This is a genomic window from Dysosmobacter sp. Marseille-Q4140, assembly GCA_018228705.1.
In the GTDB taxonomy this organism is placed as follows: Bacteria; Bacillota; Clostridia; order Oscillospirales; family Oscillospiraceae; genus Oscillibacter.
The window spans coordinates 838386-856104 of record CP073694.1 but is presented as its reverse complement, the minus strand read 5'-3'; the positions used below and the strand labels follow the sequence as shown (position 1 = coordinate 856104).

Sequence of the window (17719 nt, the reverse complement as noted above, 5' to 3'; positions counted from 1 at the left end):
GGCAGCGGCGCGATTGGCGGCCCCAATAGGGCCGGGAATCGCAATGCCGCAACGGTGTCAGCCAGCTCCCCCTCTATCTCAATGGTGGAACAGCCGCATCCCCGTAAAGCACATGACCATGCCGTACTTGTCGGCCGTCTCGATCACGTGGTCGTCCCGGATGGAGCCGCCGGGCTCGGCGATGTACTGCACGCCGGACTTCCGGGCCCGCTCCACATTGTCCCCGAAGGGGAAGAAGGCGTCAGACCCGCAGGTGACGCCGGTGAGCCGGGCGATCCAGGCCTTTTTCTCCTCCGCCGTCAGCACCTCCGGCTTCACGGCAAAGGTCTGCTGCCACACGCCCTCGGCCAGGATGTCCTCGTACTCGTCGGAGGTGTAGATGTCGATGGCGTTGTCCCGGTCCGGGCGGCGGATGCCCTCCACGAACTGCAATCCAAGTACCTTGGGGTGCTGGCGCAGCCACCAGTTGTCTGCCTTGGAGCCGGCCAGGCGGGTGCAGTGGATGCGGCTCTGCTGGCCGGCGCCCACGCCGATGGCCTGGCCGTCCTTCACGTAGCACACGGAGTTGGACTGGGTGTACTTGAGGGTGATGAGGGCCACGATCATGTCAATCTTGGCCTGCTGGGGCAGGTCCTTGTTGACCGTTACGATGTTGCCCAGCAATTCCTCGTCGATTTTAAAGTTGTTGCGGCCCTGCTGGAAGGTGACGCCGAACACGTCCTTGTACTCCTGGGGCGCGGGTACGTAGTCCGGGTCGATTCTCACCACGTTGTAATTGCCCTTCTTCTTGGCTTTCAGGATCTCCAGGGCCTCGTCGGTGTAGCCGGGGGCGATGATGCCGTCGGACACCTCGTACTTTAAGTACCGGGCGGTGGCGGCGTCGCAGACATCGGAAAGGGCCGCCCAGTCGCCGTAGGAGCACAGCCGGTCGGCGCCCCGGGCCCGGATGTAGGCGCAGGCGATGGGGCTGAGGTCCGCGCCGGGGTCCACAAAGTAGATCTTCCGGTCCGTCTCGGTCAGGGGCGCGCCTACGGCGGCCCCGGCGGGGGAGACGTGCTTGAAGCTGGCGGCGGCGGGCAGGCCCGTGGTGGCCTTCAGCTCCCGCACCAGCTGCCAGGAGTTCAGCGCGTCCAGAAAATTGATGTAGCCCGGCTTGCCGTTCAGCACGGTGAGGGGAAGTTCAGCTCCCTCCCGCATGAAGATGCGGGAGGGCTTTTGATTGGGATTGCAGCCGTATTTCAGTTCCAGTTCCTTCATGAGCGGGATGCTCCCTCCTCGGAAATTTGTTTACATAACATTTCGACCGCCTGGGGCAGCAGGACCCATTCCGCCTGCTCCATCACCCGGCGCTGCAAGGTGGCGGCCGTGTCCTCCGGCAGGATCTCCACGGCCTTTTGCAGCAGAATGCGGCCGCCGTCGGGGATCTCGTTGACCAGGTGGACCGTGGCGCCGGTGATCTTCACCCCCCGGGCCAGGGCCGCCTCGTGGACCCGCAGGCCGTAATAGCCCTTGCCGCAGAAGGACGGGATCAGAGAGGGGTGGACATTGACGATCCGGTCCGGCCAGCGGCGGACAAAATCTGCCGATAAAATGGACATAAAGCCCGCTAAAACGATCAAGTCGGCCTGACAACGGGTCAACTGCTCCTGGAGCTCCGCCTCGAAGGCCTCCTGGCTCTTGCCGCTGCGGGCGACCACTGCCCGGGGCACGCCGTGGTTGGCGGCCCGGGTCAGGGCGTAGGCGCCGGGCTGGCTGGAGCAGACCAGAACGATCTCCCCGTGGGACAGGCTGCCGTCCTCCTGGGACCGCAGCAGGGCCTCCAGATTGGTGCCGCCGCCGGAGACCAGCACGGCAATGCGGGCGCGAGTTAACATAAAACCACCCGATCTTCTCCCGGGACGATCTCGCCGATGGGATAGGCGTCACAGCCTCCCTCACGCAGGGCGGAGAGGGCCTTGTCGGCGCTGGCGGCGGAGGCAATGACCACCATGCCCACGCCGCAGTTGAAGGTGTTGAACAGATCCCGCTCCGGGATATCCCCCATCCGCTGGAGCATGGGGAAGATGGGGGGGATCCGCAGGGCGGCTTTCTCGATCCTGGCGGTGAGCCCGTCGGGCAGGCACCGGGGGATGTTCTCGTAGAAGCCGCCGCCGGTGATGTGGCTGATGCCGTGGATCTCCGCCGCGGCCAGAGCCGCCAGCACGGGTTTGACGTAGATGCGGGTGGGGGTCAGCAGGGCCTCGCCCAGGGTCGTCCCCAGCTCGCCGCAGTAGGCGCCCAGGTCGGCGTGCTCCACGTCAAAGACCTTCCGCACCAGGGAGTAGCCGTTGGAGTGGAGGCCGGAGGAGGGCAGGGCCAAAATCACGTCGCCGGGCTTCATGGCGCTGTGGTCGACGATCTTGGCCTTGTCCACGATGCCGACGGAGAAGCCCGCCAGGTCGTAGTCGTCGGCGGCCATGACGCCGGGGTGCTCGGCGGTCTCGCCGCCGATCAGGGCGCAGCCCGCCTGGACGCAGCCCTCCGCCACGCCGGCGACCAGGGACGCCACCTTCTCCGGCTCGTTTTTGCCGATGGCGATGTAGTCCAGGAAAAACAGGGGTTTTGCACCGCAGCAGACGATGTCGTTGACGCACATGGCCACGCAGTCGATGCCCACGGTGTCGTGCTTATCCATCAGCTGGGCGATGCGCTGCTTGGTGCCCACGCCGTCGGTGCCGGAGACCAGCACCGGCTCCGCCATGCCGGCAAGATCCGGGGCGAACAGCCCGCCGAAGCCCCCAATGCCGGAGACCACGCCGGGGATCACCGTGCGGTCCACATGGGCCTTCATCAGCCGCACGCCCTCGTAGCCGGCCTCGATGTTCACGCCGGCGGCGGCGTAGGACGCAGAATGGGAGTTTTCCATCTCTTCAACCTCCAAATGAGTGGGTATTAGAAATCAGGTGCCGGGAATTTTAAATTTTGGAAAAACTGCCTCGGCCGTTACTCCTTGCCGGTCCAGCAGTAGGTACAGATCTTCTCACGATCGATGCCGATGGCTTCCAGCAGTCCCTCCAGGGACTGATAGCCCAGGGAGTCGAAGCCCAGCTGCCGGCAGATGGTTTTCAGCAGGCACTGGCCCCGCTCGGTGGAGGCGTCGGCATACTCCTCCAGGTGCTGCTGGCCCTCGTCGCCCTCCAGCTCTTGAATGGTGCGGCGGGACAGCAGGTCCATGTCGGAGTTGCTGCGGGAGAAGTTCAGGTACTTGCAGCCGTACATGATGGGCGGGCAGGCGGAGCGCATATGGACCTCCGCCGCGCCGCTGGCGTAGAGAAATTCCACCGTCTCCCGCAGCTGGGTGCCACGGACGATGGAGTCGTCCACGAACAGCAGCTTCTTACCCTCGATCAGCTCAGGGACGGGGATCTGCTTCATCTTGGCCACCTGGTTGCGCACGTCCTGGCTGGTGGGCATGAAGGACCGGGGCCAGGTGGGGGTGTACTTGACGAAGGGCCGGGCAAAGGGCTTGCCGCTGCGGTTGGCGAAGCCGATGGCGTGGGGCACGCCGGAGTCCGGCACGCCGGCCACATAGTCCACCTTGGGCAGCATCCCCCGGGCCACCTCGTCCCGGGCCATGATCTCGCCGTTGCGGTAGCGCATGACCTCCACGTTGACGCCCTCGTAGTTGGAGTTGGGGTAGCCGTAGTAGGTCCAGAGGAAGGCACAGATCCGCATCTGCTCCCCGGCGGGGGACAAGGACTCACAGCCGTCGGCGGTGATCTTCACGATCTCCCGGGGGCCCAGCTCATAGGCAGTCTGATAGCCCAGCTTCTGGTAGGCGAAGGATTCGAAGGAGACGCAGCAGCCGTCCTCGTTCCGGCCGATCAGCACCGGCAGGCGACCCAGCTTGTCCCGGGCGGCGATGATGCCGTCCGGTGTCAGCAGCAAAATGGTGGCGGAGCCGTCGATGAGATCCTGGGCGTGGCGGATGCCGTCCACCAGGGAGTCCGCCTGGTTGATGAGGGCGGCGATCAGCTCCGACTCATTGACCTTGCCGTTGCTCTGCGCCATGAACTGGTGGCCGTGGTGGGAGAAGTACTTTTCCACCAGGGCGTCCGCATTGTTGATGATGCCCACGGTGGTGATGGCGTACAGGCCCAGGTGAGACCGCACCAGCAGGGGCTGGGGGTCCGTGTCGGAGATGCAGCCGATGCCGCTGCACCCGTGGAACTCCGTCAGGTCCGCCTCGAATTTGGTGCGGAAGGGGGTGTTCTCGATGTTGTGGATCTGCCGCTGGAAGCCGGCGGCCGGGTCGTAGATGGCCATGCCGCCCCGGCGGGTGCCCAGGTGGGAGTGGTAGTCCGTGCCGAAGAACACGTCCAGCACGCAGTCCCGCCTGGAGATCGCGCCGAAAAAGCCGCCCATGGATTACTTGTCCCCCATGAGGCGGCGCATGACCTCCTCATAGGCCTCCTCGGCGCCGCCCAGATCCCGGCGGAAACGGTCCTTGTCCAGCTTCTCGTGGGTCTTTTCGTCCCACAGGCGGCAGGTGTCGGGGCTGATCTCGTCGGCCAGGACGATGGTCCCGTCGGCGGTCTTGCCGAATTCCAGCTTGAAGTCCACCAGATCAATGCCGATCTCCTTCATGAAGCCCTTGAGCAGGTCGTTGACGGCGAAGGCGTATTTCTTGATGAGATCGATCTCCTCTTTCGTGGCCAGCTTCAGCGCCAGGGCGTGGTATTCGTTGAGCAGGGGATCGCCCAGCTCGTCGTTCTTGTAGGAGAACTCGATGGTGGGCGCGTCGAATACGATGCCCTCCTCCACGCCGTACCGCTTGGCGAAGGAGCCGGCGGAGATGTTGCGGATGATGACCTCCAGGGGGACGATGGAGACCTTTTTCACCAGGGTCTCCCGGTCGCTGAGCTCCTCCACGAAGTGGGTGGGGACGCCCTGGGCCTCCAGACGGCGCATGAGGTTGTTGGTCATGCGGTTGTTGATGGCGCCCTTACCGGCGATGGTGCCCTTTTTCAGGCCGTTGAACGCGGTGGCGTCGTCCTTGTAGGACACGATGAACAGCTCGGGATCGTCGGTGCGGAACACCTTTTTGGCCTTGCCCTCATAGACCTGCTCTAACTTCTGCATGGTGGTAGTCCTCCTGTTTGATATATAATAAATCGTGTTTGACCGTCTCTTATTTCCGCTCCAGCTCCTCCTGGAGCCGGGCTTCCTTCTCCGCGATCTGGCGGGCCATGGCGGCGCGCTCCGCCTCCAGCCGCTCCGCCAGGGCGGCGTCCTCTACCGCCAGGATCTGGGCGGCCAGGACGGCAGCGTTTTTGGCGCCGTTCAGCGCCACGGTGGCCACGGGGATGCCGCTGGGCATCTGGACCGTGGCCAGCAGGGCGTCCAGGCCGTCCATGGCCCCGCCCTTCATGGGGATGCCGATGACCGGCAGCGTGGTGTTGGCGGCAAAGGCGCCGGCCAAATGGGCCGCCATGCCGGCAGCGCAGATGACGGCGCCAAAGCCCTCCGCCCGGGCGTTTTTGGCGAACAGTGCCGCCTGGCCGGGGGTGCGGTGGGCGCTGAGGATATGGGCCTCAAAGGGGATGCCAAGGGCCTCCAGCTGGGCGCAGGCGCCCTTGACGACGGGCCAGTCGGAGTCGGAGCCCATGATAACGGCAACTTTTTTCATGTGACGGGACCCTCCTTACAGCTTTTTGCGCAGGACCGTGTGACGGAAGAAGCCGTCGGCGAAATACTCCTGGGAGCAGAACACCGGCTTGCCGTCGATGTCGAAGTCCACCTCGTCCATATACAGAACCGGTGCGCCGACGCTGATCTGCAAAGTCTCCGCCAGGGTGGCGTCCGCCGTGATGGGCTTCAGGTCCGTCAGGTCCAGATAGGGGTAGATGCCGCAGAAGCGCTGCAAGAAGTGGAAGATGGGCAGTTTCAGGTCCTGGATGGTGTAATTGCCCCGCACCAGAGACTTGTCCACCACGTCCTCGCAGTAGATGGCGGGGCGGCCGTCGGCGGTGCACAGGCGGGCCACGCGGATCACGGGCGCTCCCTCTTCAATGGCCAGCTGCCGGGCGATCTTGGCGTCGGCGGTGCCTTCGGACACCCGCACGAAGGCCACCTCCGCCCGGTAGCCGCTCTGGCGGATCATGTCCAGGAACTCCACCTCGATGTCCATGCGGGCAGTGGCATCCAGCACATGGCGGTTGATGATGGTGCCCACGCCGTGGCGGCGGGTGATGAAGCCCTCCCGCTCCAGGGAGGCCAGAATGTCCCGCAGCTGGGTACGGCTGATACCCAGCTTTTCCGCCAGGACGCTCTCGCGGGGCAGGCGTTCGCTGTTGGCGTAGGCGCCCTCCTTCATGGCGGAGAGCAGCTGGAGCCGGATGGTCTTGGACTGGGACGGCTGCGTACTCATAAGCTCACCTCAATTTCAGTATGAAAAGGTAGTACTATTAAAGGTCGTACCTTATTGTACCGAATTTGCAGCCTTGCCGCAATAGACAAAATGGACAAGTTCGCCGCCGCCTTTTCCGCCGGGACTTGTAGAGCCTGGAACTGTGTTTTGAGTGGACCGGAAAAAATCTCCGCAGAAAAAGAATTTGTGGTATGATATGATAAGAAAAAATACCGCCCCGGCGGCGCCGGAGACGGAACAGAACAAGGAGGAGACGCCGTTGAAGATCGTGATTTTAGGCGCGGAAGCCCGTTACCGCCGGTATCTGCCGGACCTGCCCTTTGCCAGGGCCCAGGAGCCGGTGTATCTGGACAAGGACAGCACCGAGGAGCAGATCCTCGCCGCCGCACCGGACGCGGAGGCGCTGTTCGTGGACGCCATCACGCCGGTGAGCGGCGCTCTCATGGAGCGGATGCCCCGCCTGCGGCTGATCCACTCCGAGGGCGTGGCTTTTGACAGGATCGACCTGGCTGCCGCCCGGGCCCGGGGCATCGACGTGTGCAACAACAAGGGCTGCAATGCTGCTGCCGTGGCGGAGCAGACCGTTTTGCTGATGCTGATGCTGCTGCGCCATGCTCTGGAGGGGGACCGGATGGTCCGCCAGGGCCGCCAGATGGAGATGAAGGAGCGCTCCATGGTGGAGGGCATCACGGAGCTGGGGGCCTGCCGGGTGGGCCTGGTGGGCTTTGGAGACATTGCCAAGGCCACGGCGGCGCGGCTGGCGGCCTTCGGCTGCGAGATCTGCTACTATACGCCCCATCGCCGCGCACCGGAGGAAGAGGCCCGCTGGGGTGTCACCTACCTGCCTCTGGAGGAGCTGGCGGAGCGCTGCGACATCGTGAGCCTCCACTGTGCCGTGACGGATCAGACCCGGAACATGGTGGACGAGGCCTTCCTGGCGCGCATGAAGCCCACGGCGTATCTCATCAACACCGGCCGGGGGGACCTGGTGGACAATCTGGCCCTGCGCCGGGTGTTGGAGGAGGGCCGCGTCGCCGGGGCGGGCCTGGACACCCTGGCGCCGGAGCCGGTGCCGGCGGACCACCCCCTGGTGGACCTGCCCCCTGAGCTCCGGGACCGGGTGGTGCTCTCGCCCCATCTGGGCGGCATCACCGAGGGGGCGTTCCGCCGCAGCCACCTGCACATGTGGCGCGACGCGGAGCGGGTGGCCGCCGGGGAGAAGCCGGACAACATCGTCAACTGAGGGAGCGGGTGCCGGCGCGGTGTCATTTCCCGGGAAAGAAAAAAGGCGGAGGATCGGCCCTATGGGCGATCCTCCGCTTGTTTTGAGAAATCTTGCTTGTTCAGTGCCTCTCACACCAGGCGCAGGCGGCCAGGGCCGCCACGGCTCCGTCGGCGCAGGCGGTGGTCAGCTGCCGGACGGCCTTGGCCCGGCAGTCCCCGGCCACGAACACACCGGGGGCGGCGGTGCGGCAGTCCTCCCCGGCGGGCAGGAAGCCGTCGGCCCCCGTGAGACCCAGTGCCGCGGCCAGGGCCGTCTGGGGCTGCTGGCCCACGGCCTGGAACAGCCCGTCCACCGCCAGCTCCGACTCCGCGCCGGTGGCCGTATCCCGGAGGGCCAGGCCCGTCAGGGCCGTTTCGCCCCGCAGAGCGGTGATGACCGTGTTCATCCGCAGCGTCACATTGGCCCGCTTGGCCAGGGCCTCTGCCAGGATGGGATCACCCCGGAAGGCGTCCCGCCGGTGGACCACCGTCACGTGGCGGCACAGGTCCGAAAGGAACAGGGCGTCCTGGAGGGCGGTGTTGCCGCCGCCGGCCACGGCCACGTCCTTACCGGCGAAGAAGGCCCCGTCGCACACGGCGCAGAAGGACATGCCGCCTAAGGTCTCCTCCCCGGGCAGGCCCAATGTCCGGTGCTTCATGCCGGTGGCCAGAACCAGGGCGGAGGCGGTGTAGGCGCCGTAGTCGGTGGTGACGGAGTGGGGCGCGCCGGTCCGGATGGAGAGGACCTCCTCCAGCTCCACCCGGGCCCCCAGGGCCTCCGCCTGGGAGAACAGCCGCTCCGCCAGCTCCGCGCCGGAGACGCCGTAGCAGCCGGGGAAGTTGTCCACCCGGGGAGAGGCGGCGATCTGCCCGCCGAAGGCCTCCTTTTCCAGCACCAGCACGGACTTGCCCGCCCGGCGGGCGTAGATGGCGGCGGTGAGCCCGGCGGGGCCGCCGCCCACGATGACGATGTCAAAGTGTTCGTTCATACAGATCACCTGATAGAGAAGAATGAAAAAGGAGGGACCGGGGGTCCCTCCTTTTGGATTTTGTGCTTACGCGTGGGTGGCGGCAAACTTCTTGATGACGGAGGCGTTCACCAGCTTCTCCACCTGATCGCCGTGGCGGACGATCAGGGTGGGGGCCTGCTGGATGCCGTACCGGCTCACCAGGTCCATGTGCTCGCTGACGTCCATCACCTGGTAGCGCAGGCCCGCCTTCTCCAGCTCGCTCTTGGCAATCTTGCAGTTGGGGCAGGTCTTGGTGGTGAAGAGGAACAGCTCGTCCTCAGCGCCGGGGACAGAGGCGGATACGGCGGGCGCGGTCTCGGCGGCGCCGGCGCTCTCCCGGTCGCACAGGCGGCGGCCCTCCAGACGGGAGTTCTCCACTTCATACTCCCTGCGGTCCTTGAACTCCTGGACCTTGCCGTCGTTCCAGTTCTGGACGGGGCGGTAGTAGCCGGTGATTCGGCTCCAGACCTCGGTGGCCTTGCCGCATTTCGGGCAGGTGAAGTGCTCGCCGGAGATGTAGCCGTGGTCCTGACAGATGGAGTAGGTGGGGGACATGGTGTAGTAGGGCAGCTTGAAGTTCTCCGCGATCTTGCGGACCAGATTGGCGGCCGCCTTCCAGTCCGGCAGCTTCTCGCCCAGGAAGGCGTGGAACACGGTGCCGGAGGTGTAGAGGGTCTGCAGCTCGTCCTGAATGGCCAGGGCGTCAAAGATGTCGGTGGTGTAGCCCACGGGCAGGTGAGAGCTGTTGGTGTAGTACGGCGTGTCGCCGGGGTTCTTGGCGGCGGTGATGATGTCGGGGTACTTCTCCACGTCGTGCTTGGCCAGACGGTAGGTGGTGGATTCCGCGGGGGTGGCCTCCAGGTTATAGAGGTCGCCGTACATCTCCTGGTAGTCGCTCAGGCGCTCGCGCATGTGGTTGAGCACGTCCTTGGCAAAGGCCTGGGTCTCGGGGTGGGTCAGGTCCTTGCGCAGCCACTTGGCGTTGAGGCCCACCTCGTTCATACCGATCAGGCCGATGGTGGAGAAGTGGTTATCAAAGGTGCCCAGATAATATTTGGTGTAGGGATACAGGCCCGCCTCCATCAGGCGGGTGATGACAGTGCGCTTGGTCTTGAGGCTCCGGGCCGCCACGTCCATGATGTGGTCCAGGCGCTCATAGAACTCCTCGGGAGTCTGGGACAGGTACGCGATCCGGGGCAGGTTGATGGTGACCACGCCCACGGAGCCGGTGGACTCGCCGGAGCCGAAGTAGCCGCCGGACTTCTTGCGCAGCTCCCGCAGGTCCAGCCGCAGGCGGCAGCACATGCTGCGCACGTCGGAGGGCTCCATGTCGGAGTTGATGTAGTTGGAGAAGTAGGGGGTGCCGTACTTGGCGGTCATCTCAAAGAGGAGCCGGTTATTTTCAGTGTCGGACCAGTCGAAGTCCTTGGTGATGGAGTAGGTGGGGATGGGATACTGAAAGCCCCGGCCATCGGCGTCGCCCTCGGTCATGATCTCGATGAAGGCCTTGTTGACCATGTCCATCTCTTTTTTGCAGTCACCGTAGGTGAAGTCCTGCTCCTTGCCGCCCACGATGGCCGGCAGGTTCTCCAGATCCTTGGGGACGGTCCAGTCCAGGGTGATGTTGGAGAAGGGCGCCTGGGTGCCCCAGCGGGAGGGGGTGTTCACGCCGAAGACGAAGGACTGGATGCACTGCTTGACTTCCTTCTGGGAGAGGTTATCCACCTTGACGAAGGGAGCAAGGTACGTGTCAAAGGAGCTGAACGCCTGGGCGCCGGCCCACTCGTTCTGCATGATCCCTAAGAAGTTCACCATCTGGTTGCACAGGGTGGACAAGTGGCTGGCAGGGGTGGAGTTGATCTTGCCGGGGATGCCCAGGCCCTGCTGGATCAGCTGCTTGAGGCTCCAGCCGGCGCAGTAGCCGGTGAGCATGGAGAGGTCGTGGAGGTGGATATCGCCGTCCTTGTGGGCTCTGGCGATCTCCTCATCGTAAATCTCGCTGAGCCAGTAGTTGGCGGTGATGGCGCCGGAGTTGGAGAGGATCAGGCCGCCCACGGAGTAGGTGACGGTGGAGTTCTCCTTCACGCGCCAGTCGTTGATCTTCACATAGTTGTCCACCAGCTCCTTGTAGTCCAGCATGGTGGAGTTGAGGTTGCGGATCTTCTCCCGCTGCTTGCGGTAGAGGATGTAGGCCTTGGCCACATCGGCATAGCCGGCCTGGCTGAGCACATCCTCCACGCTGTCCTGGATCTGTTCCACAGAGACCTTGCCGTCATGGATCTTGTCCTGATAGTCCGCAGTCACCCGGAGGGCCAGCAGGTCGATGATGTCCGGGTTATATTCCTTATGAGTGGCCTCAAAAGCCTTGGTAATGGCCGCGCTGATCTTGGCGAGATTGAATTCCGCGACCTGACCGTCTCTTTTCACAACTTGATACATGAAGGTCCCCTGCTTTCTCTTTGAATTACACACCTACGGAGCCGTGCGCCCCGCGAAATCCATTGTACCACACGCTGTGGTAAAGTCAATGGAGGAAACCACAATATCTTGTGATGTCTTTCGTAGGAATCCACAAAGGAAACCAGAGTCACTCCACGCCCCGCAGCTCCGCCCGGGGCAGGAAGGGACGGAGGCTCTCAGAAAGAGCCGCCATTTCGACATCGCTGAACCCATGACAGCCGCCGGCGATCAGATTGCCGGAATCCACGAATTTCTGAAGGAAGAACCGGGGCGTCTGACCCTCCGGGAAAAAGCCTGCCACCCAGCGGCCCATGGCGGCCAGGTCCTCCGCCGTGTGGAGCTCCCGCACCAGTGTGGTGCGCAGCTCGAAGTCCACGCCGCTGCCGATGAGCAGCCTCAGGCTCTCCTCCACCGGGCCGGCGTCCAGCCCCGGCACGCCGCAGGTCTCGCCGTATCGCGCCGGGCAGTTCTTGATGTCCATAGCCACATAGTCTGCCAGCCCCCGGTCCAGGATCTCCTTCAGGGCCTGGGGATAGAAGCCGTTGGTGTCCAGCTTCACGGCGAAGCCCATGTCCCGCACTGCCGCCAGAAAATCCGCTGCGCCGGGGTGCAGCAGCGGCTCCCCGCCGGAGAGGACCACCCCGTCCAGAAGCCCCCGGCGCGTGCTCAGAAAGTTCAGCACGTCCTGCTCCGTCAGAGCAGGGCTCTCTGCCAGCCGCGTTACCAGCAGGGCATTGTGACAGAATGGGCACCGCAGATTACAGCCGCCAGTGAACACCGTGGCTGCCAGCTTTCCCGGATAGTCCACCATGGATAGTTTTTGCAGTCCGCAGATCCGCACGTTCCTCTCCTCCTTGACCTGCTCCAGATTACAAGATGTTGTTATTGTAAACTTTAAAAAACACAATAGGAAGTGGTGGTTGCAACAAAAGCCAAATAAAGAGGCCCGCCGCGGGAGGAGCGCCTCCCGGATGGCGGCGGAGTGGCCGCCGCAGGCAGGTGCCGGGTATGTTGCAATCTGCATGATTTTTCCTCCTTTTGCCGGCAAAAAACCGGCGCTTCCCCATCTTGAACAGGGGGGAGCGTGTTCTTATAATAAAGCCAATGCGCGCCCCGGCGGGGCGCGTAAAATCGGACGGGGGAATACCCCGAAAAGGAGATCGAAAATGAAAAAAACAGTCACCCTGGCGCTGACCCTGCTGATGCTGACCGGAATTCTCTCCGGCTGCGCCACTGACACACCGGCTGACAATGCCGAGGACACCACTGCGGCCGATGCCGCACAGACCCAGAGCACTGGGAATTTCACCGATGAAATGAAGATCCCCTACGCCATCGATCTGTCCGAAGAGGACGGGGCGGACAGCGTGGAGCGCGCCGGCGACCATGCCGACTCTCCCTACTTTGCCCATCCCGACGTGTACAACATGGAATCCACGGACACCCTGACCGTTCTGTCTCATTTCAAGACCCAGCAGCAGACCAGCGAGTGGTCCTGCGGTGTCACCTCCGCCCTGATGGTGCTGGAGTGGTATGACCGGCTGGGCGAGTGGAACGAGGAGAGCCTGGCCGCCCTGCGCCATTCCCTGGACAGCACGGAACTGGAGGGCTATCCCGGCACCACATTAAAGCAGGCCATGGACATCTTCGAGGGCGTGGGCGGTTTTGATATGATCACCACTTACGACTATCCCGACGGCATCTGGATGGAGGACATCCAGGGCTGGCTGGCGGAAGGCAAGCCGGTCATGATCGCCTGGAACGACTGGGGCGGACACTGGCAGATCATCATTGGCTACGACACCATGGGCACCGAGACGCAGCAGGACGATGTGTTCATCGTGGCCGATCCCTATGATACCACCGACCACAATCAGGACGGCTACGGCTTCTACCCCGCGGAGCGGCTGATGTACAACTTTACCATGTACGGCGCTTTCCCCGAGGAGGAGGGCGGCAGCGACATGCTGTTCCTGGTAGCCAGTCCCGCGGCGTAACCGCCGGATCGGAGACGAGCGCCAAAAAAGAGACCGCCGCCGGCACAGAAAACACTCTGTGCCGGCGGCGGTTTTTTCGGAAATAAGGAGCGGTTCAGAAGTCCTCCAGCACCTGGACCGCGGCGCCCAGAACTCCGTCGCCGATGTAGACGCTGAGCGTGCCGTCCATCTCTCCGTTCCACAGGTGATCGAAGTCCGGCAGGGCGGCGGCCAGCCGGGCCCGCAGGTCCAGCATCGCCTCCGGTGCGCCGCCGTTGGCCACGGCCAGATTATACCGCTTTCCGCCGTCCAGGGCCTGCTCTGTCAGTTCCACCAGCTTGGAGATCACCTGCTGGCGGCCCCGGACCTTGGCTACGGAACGCAGCTGTCCGTCGGCGGCGAAGGTGAGAAGGGGCTTGATCTGCAGCATGGTCCCCGCTACGGCGGTGATCTTGCCGATGCGGCCGCCCTTTTGCAGGTATTCCAGGGTGTCCACCGAGAAGAAGGGGTGGGTGTTCCGGATCAGGGAGGGGACCCGCCGCTGCGTCAGATCCTCCCAGGAGGCACCGGCGCGGATGTCCTCCGCCAGCTGCAAAATGGTCATGCCCACCCCCAGAGAGCCGCTGACGGAGTCATAGACCCGGACGCACAGGTCCCGCCGCTCCTCGGCCAGGAGCCGCACCATGTTGTAGGTGCCGGAGAGGCCGCCGGAGAGCATTACGGCAATGACGCCGTCGTAACCCTCCGCCGCAATGGCGTCCAGGGCGTCGGAGATATCCTGTCCCGTGGGCAGAGAGGTATGGGGCAATTCACCCTCCCGCAGGCGGCGGTAGATGTCCCGGGCGCGGATATCCACGCCGTCGCGGAACTCGCCGTCCCGGCAGCGGATGCGCAGCGGTACGATCCGGATATGGTGCTCCGCAGCGGCCTGGGGGGTCAGATCCGCACAGGAGTCGGTCAACAGGGCAATTTTATGGGGCGTCATCGTTCCATCTCCAAATCTTATTCGGCTCCGTTGTAAGCTGTCGGCGGCGCACGACGAGATACGGTCCACTGCGCCGCGAAAACTGTCGCATCCGCCTATGAAAGGCGGCTGGACAATGCAGATATATCGGTCTGATGCATCTTGTCATAAGACCTGCGTATCAGATGAAATAATCCCGACAGGATACAGTATACCGGAAACCCGGGAAAAAAATCAAGAGGAGATTGCAGAAAAGCCGCATGCACTTGACAAGAGCGGCTGCCTTGTGTAGGGTGAGGAAAAGGGGGCGTGGAATATGAAAAAATGGAGACGGTCGGCCTGCATCGAGACGCTGTACGGAGAACTGCCCTTCCTGGAGCGGTTCCGGGCGGCCCGGGAGGACGGGTTTGACGCCGTGGAGTTCTGGAGCTGGACCGACAAGGATCTGCCGGCAGTGAAGGCGGAGGCACAGGCGGCGGGTATCGCCGTCTGTGCGTTTGACGGGGACGCGGAACTATCCCTGGTGGATCCGGACCAGCGGCAGGCGTATTTGGCGTTTTTGGAGCGCTCGCTGGAGGCGGCCCGGTTCCTGGGAGCGGCCGGCCTTACCATCCACTCCAACGGTCTGGGAGAGGGCGGCCAGGTTCTGCGGGACTACCGGGAGTTGTCCCATACGGTGAAGCTGTGCGCCCTGTACGGCGGACTGGAACAGTGTGCCGCCCTGGGGGAGAAATGGGGCGTGACGCTGAGTCTGGAGCCGCTGAATGTGGTGACGGACCACCCCGGCAACTTCCTGACCCACACCCAGATGGCCGCGGAGCTGGTCCGGCTGATCGGTTCTCCCCGGCTGCGGGTGCTGTACGACGTGTACCATATGCAGCTCAACGAGGGCTGCCTCTGCGAGACCATAGCCCGGTACGGGGATACCTTCGGCCATGTCCACGTAGCGGATGCGCCGGGCCGCCACGAGCCCGGCACCGGCGAGATCTGTTACCGGCGGGTGTACGACGCCCTGGAGGAAGCCGGGTACGACGGCCTCCTGGGCTACGAGCTGTTCCCTGCGGCGGACACGGCAGCGGCGGTCCGGGCCATCATGGGCGAGTGACGGCGGGGGGGCCGGATATCAAAACAGCGGCGGGAGCATCCGGACCGATGCTCCCGCCGCTGTTTTTAGAAAAGGGCCTGCAGGGCGCCCAACACCAGGAGATGGGCCGGATAGTACACATAGAAGAACCATTTGGAAAAGGCGTTCCCGGCTCCGCGCCGCCCCTTGTAAAGGGACAGCAGCAGGATGGGGATGAATGCGCCCGCGTTTTCGATGGTATATGCGTAGTACTCCGTATCTATATAGAATACATGGTCGTAAAACAATCCGAAAAAGGGCGTTGTCAGCAAAGTGAGGACGTCCATGCCCAGCAGGACGACCAAGCAGTATGCGAAGGCCTGGTGCTTGAAGTTTCCGTGAAAATAGTCCAGCACAAGGATCATGAGGATGCCTGTGCAGCCCCAGTCCGCCGGGACGCAGAGAATGACCAGAGCAGTGATCAGCAGTACCTTGGCGGCCGGGTTTTGGATCCGCGTGCTTCTCCGGATCCGGATGCTCAGAACGCCCAGAAAGATCGTGTAGATGACGTTCGGACGCATAAAGGAAGCGTCCGCCAGGCTGCCGCCGTATCGGAAATACAGAAACGGGAGCCAGCTGACGGCGGCAAACGCGGCCAGCCGGAAGAGGTACTTACGGACACTGCGTGTGTGATGGTAGCCCTCGACCGCGGAAAAGAACATGACGGGACCGGTTATCCTGCCGATGATGTGCATGAGAATGGCGGGGGCGGTCCCACTGGGGACGAAGGCAAAGGCGATATGGTCGATGGTCATGGCAAGGATCGCGATGTACTTCAGGCTGTTCAGGGAGAGCCCTCTGTCCGCCGGTGCCTGCGGCGGTGCGGTGTGCAGATCGGTCATGAAGTTCCTCCGTTATGATATGCAGAAATACGTCAGGTTCCCGCACATTATAACATGAGAGAAAACGGAGCATTCCTTAAGAGTTTCTTAATCAAACGAAAAAGAGCAGGCGGAAAGCCGCCCGCAGATTCAGCGCTCGATCACAACGATAGAGTGGGAGTTATCTCCGCCTGCAAAAGGAAAACAAAAAATCGGAGTATCCCGAAGGATACTCCGATTGGTCCGAGTGTAATTATAGGACTTGGAAAAATCCGGTCATATCAATGGTTTTAACGCAGCAAGCAAGAGGTTTTATCTTAAACTGACCGAAATACAACAGTAACCTTCGTGATGATATCCCGCAACTGGCAAGAGCCTACATCATATGCAAGGATATCTCCAGATGTTGCAAAAGATCGCTCTGTTTCCTGAATCCCACTGTGGGAAATATAAATTCTTCCATTACGATGGGTAATACTGTAATGAACTCCATTCCAAAGAAATTCCACTTCTCCATGCCATCTCATGCAGGTTTGGAAATCACTTATAGTGGTAAAACGATTTTGCTCCAAGGAATTGGAGGGGACAATCGTGTTTTTCATATAAAACCTTCTTTCAAAGCTCTTAAACTCAGGCGCGCCGCCGGGATAATTGATTGGAGGCTGTGGATCAGGAAAACCAGCGGGATTATCCCAATTGATGAGATGATCGTGTGGATTTGTATGTGCCCAAGGTTGCTTGTGGTCAGTATAATGCCTTTCCAGCGCCGCTCGACCATCGCTTCCAATTTTTGTATCGACACGATAGCCGTTCTTGTATGTTGTTTTAATTTCTCCTGGTTCACCAAGGAAACGCTGGTCATCAGGCTTATTAGGACTGGGTTTCCATCCCCCGCCGTATGCACTTCCGCCGCCTTTTCCAGTTAGGTACGGCTCTATTGTATCACGATTCCCGCTTGATGAGCTACCAATTTTAAAGGCATCTAAATCTTCACGATGGAAACTTCGTTCATAGTTCATATACCGCCAGGAACTACGTTCATAATCCACATCAATGATATTACCTTGCATTTCGGGAAACGGTGTATTGTAGCAAATAATTTTTTCCGGCTCAATGCGCCGCAGCATCTCGTTGTATCCTGCCATGAACCATTCTTTCTGGTCACAGCGGTTGTCATGCTCTGAGGCCATATAAGTGGAGACAGCAACAACACTTCCTTTTTCAATCCCTTCAAAGCAGAAATCAAACGTGGATTCATCTCCCCAGTTGACGGTCGGAATGACCCGGAGCCCTTTGGATGCCCAGTAAGCGCCGCACCAGCGATTACGAAATACATTGTAGAGCTGCATAACAGGTGCCATCTCCAGGTACAGGCTGAAATCCGGCGACAGCACCGCACGGTAGCGGGAGAGTTTTTCAATGTCGTTGTCTGGATTCTTCCAGACCCGCTCAAAGCGATAGTCATATAGGAAGAAGTGTACCATGCGGTCGAGGTGATTCTGGTCCTCCAGATGGGTTTTGTCAAAACCGATCAACAAAAGATCATCAAAGTCTCCGGGACTTTCTTGGAACTTGGGAATGATGGGGATTTTTAACTTTCCTTTGCCGGGAAACTGGTTGCGAAGCAGTGTTTGACTGGTTCGGTAGTTGTAGTTTTCTTCGGTCATATGGACCCTCCTGTATGTAGTAAGGA

16 protein-coding genes are annotated in these 17719 nt (G+C 61.9%); 3 read left to right on the top strand and 13 right to left on the bottom strand.

What is annotated here, in order from left to right; genetic code table 11:
* Positions 1-78: 78 nt before the first annotated feature.
* From KFE19_04190 to KFE19_04160, 7 genes are all read right to left on the bottom strand, one after another.
* The gene (locus KFE19_04190; protein QUO38714.1) at positions 79-1257 is read right to left on the bottom strand and encodes a phosphoribosylaminoimidazolecarboxamide formyltransferase; all 1179 of its coding nucleotides are present in this window, start codon (positions 1255-1257) and stop codon (positions 79-81) included.
* Positions 1254-1874, bottom strand: coding sequence for a phosphoribosylglycinamide formyltransferase (locus KFE19_04185; protein ID QUO38713.1), 621 nt, complete (start codon positions 1872-1874; stop codon positions 1254-1256). Before KFE19_04185 ends, KFE19_04190 begins: the two co-directional genes overlap by 4 nt.
* Entirely contained in the window at positions 1868-2905 is a 1038-nt protein-coding gene (locus KFE19_04180) for a phosphoribosylformylglycinamidine cyclo-ligase (protein ID QUO38712.1), read from the bottom strand. The genes KFE19_04185 and KFE19_04180 overlap by 7 nt, the downstream gene beginning before the upstream one ends.
* A gap of 77 nt (positions 2906-2982) precedes the next feature.
* Positions 2983-4404 carry an amidophosphoribosyltransferase gene (locus tag KFE19_04175; protein QUO38711.1) on the bottom strand — a complete coding sequence of 474 codons (1422 nt, stop codon included), beginning with the start codon at positions 4402-4404 and terminating at the stop codon, positions 2983-2985.
* Between the two features lie 3 nt (positions 4405-4407).
* A complete protein-coding gene (locus KFE19_04170) occupies positions 4408-5121 on the bottom strand; it encodes a phosphoribosylaminoimidazolesuccinocarboxamide synthase (GenBank protein QUO38710.1) in 714 nt (237 codons plus the stop codon).
* A gap of 49 nt (positions 5122-5170) precedes the next feature.
* On the bottom strand, positions 5171-5668 hold the full coding sequence (gene purE, locus KFE19_04165; protein QUO38709.1) for a 5-(carboxyamino)imidazole ribonucleotide mutase: 498 nt from the start codon (positions 5666-5668) through the stop codon (positions 5171-5173).
* A gap of 15 nt (positions 5669-5683) precedes the next feature.
* On the bottom strand, positions 5684-6409 hold the full coding sequence (locus KFE19_04160; protein QUO38708.1) for a GntR family transcriptional regulator: 726 nt from the start codon (positions 6407-6409) through the stop codon (positions 5684-5686).
* A 196-nt stretch (positions 6410-6605) separates the two neighbouring features.
* Here KFE19_04160 and KFE19_04155 point away from each other — a divergent pair, with 196 nt between their 5' ends.
* Complete coding sequence (locus KFE19_04155; protein ID QUO38707.1) at positions 6606-7652, top strand: hydroxyacid dehydrogenase; 1047 nt, start codon at positions 6606-6608, stop codon at positions 7650-7652.
* A 100-nt stretch (positions 7653-7752) separates the two neighbouring features.
* On the opposite strand, the gene KFE19_04150 is transcribed toward KFE19_04155, so the two are convergent.
* From KFE19_04150 to KFE19_04140, 3 genes are all read right to left on the bottom strand, one after another.
* The gene (locus KFE19_04150; GenBank protein QUO38706.1) at positions 7753-8661 is read right to left on the bottom strand and encodes an FAD-dependent oxidoreductase; all 909 of its coding nucleotides are present in this window, start codon (positions 8659-8661) and stop codon (positions 7753-7755) included.
* A gap of 66 nt (positions 8662-8727) precedes the next feature.
* On the bottom strand, positions 8728-11121 hold the full coding sequence (locus tag KFE19_04145; GenBank protein ID QUO38705.1) for a ribonucleoside triphosphate reductase: 2394 nt from the start codon (positions 11119-11121) through the stop codon (positions 8728-8730).
* A 148-nt stretch (positions 11122-11269) separates the two neighbouring features.
* Positions 11270-11983 carry an anaerobic ribonucleoside-triphosphate reductase activating protein gene (locus KFE19_04140; GenBank protein ID QUO39518.1) on the bottom strand — a complete coding sequence of 238 codons (714 nt, stop codon included), beginning with the start codon at positions 11981-11983 and terminating at the stop codon, positions 11270-11272.
* Between the two features lie 325 nt (positions 11984-12308).
* Here KFE19_04140 and KFE19_04135 point away from each other — a divergent pair, with 325 nt between their 5' ends.
* Entirely contained in the window at positions 12309-13139 is an 831-nt protein-coding gene (locus KFE19_04135) for a C39 family peptidase (protein ID QUO38704.1), read from the top strand.
* Between the two features lie 94 nt (positions 13140-13233).
* Here the strand turns inward: KFE19_04135 and KFE19_04130 are convergent, their stop codons facing one another.
* Positions 13234-14103 (bottom strand): DegV family protein, encoded by an 870-nt coding sequence (locus tag KFE19_04130; GenBank protein ID QUO38703.1) that lies wholly within the window; start codon positions 14101-14103, stop codon positions 13234-13236.
* Positions 14104-14398: 295 nt separating this feature from the next.
* On the opposite strand from KFE19_04130, the gene KFE19_04125 reads away from it, so the two are divergent.
* Positions 14399-15187: a TIM barrel protein gene (locus KFE19_04125; GenBank protein ID QUO38702.1), complete on the top strand. Its 789-nt coding sequence runs from the start codon at positions 14399-14401 to the stop codon at positions 15185-15187.
* A 65-nt stretch (positions 15188-15252) separates the two neighbouring features.
* Here KFE19_04125 and KFE19_04120 read toward each other — a convergent pair whose 3' ends face one another.
* Both KFE19_04120 and KFE19_04115 read right to left on the bottom strand, forming a co-directional pair.
* Positions 15253-16047, bottom strand: coding sequence for a hypothetical protein (locus tag KFE19_04120; protein ID QUO38701.1), 795 nt, complete (start codon positions 16045-16047; stop codon positions 15253-15255).
* 296 nt (positions 16048-16343) lie between these two features.
* Complete coding sequence (locus KFE19_04115) at positions 16344-17693, bottom strand: DUF4417 domain-containing protein (GenBank protein ID QUO38700.1); 1350 nt, start codon at positions 17691-17693, stop codon at positions 16344-16346.
* Between the last annotated feature and the right edge of the window lie 26 nt (positions 17694-17719).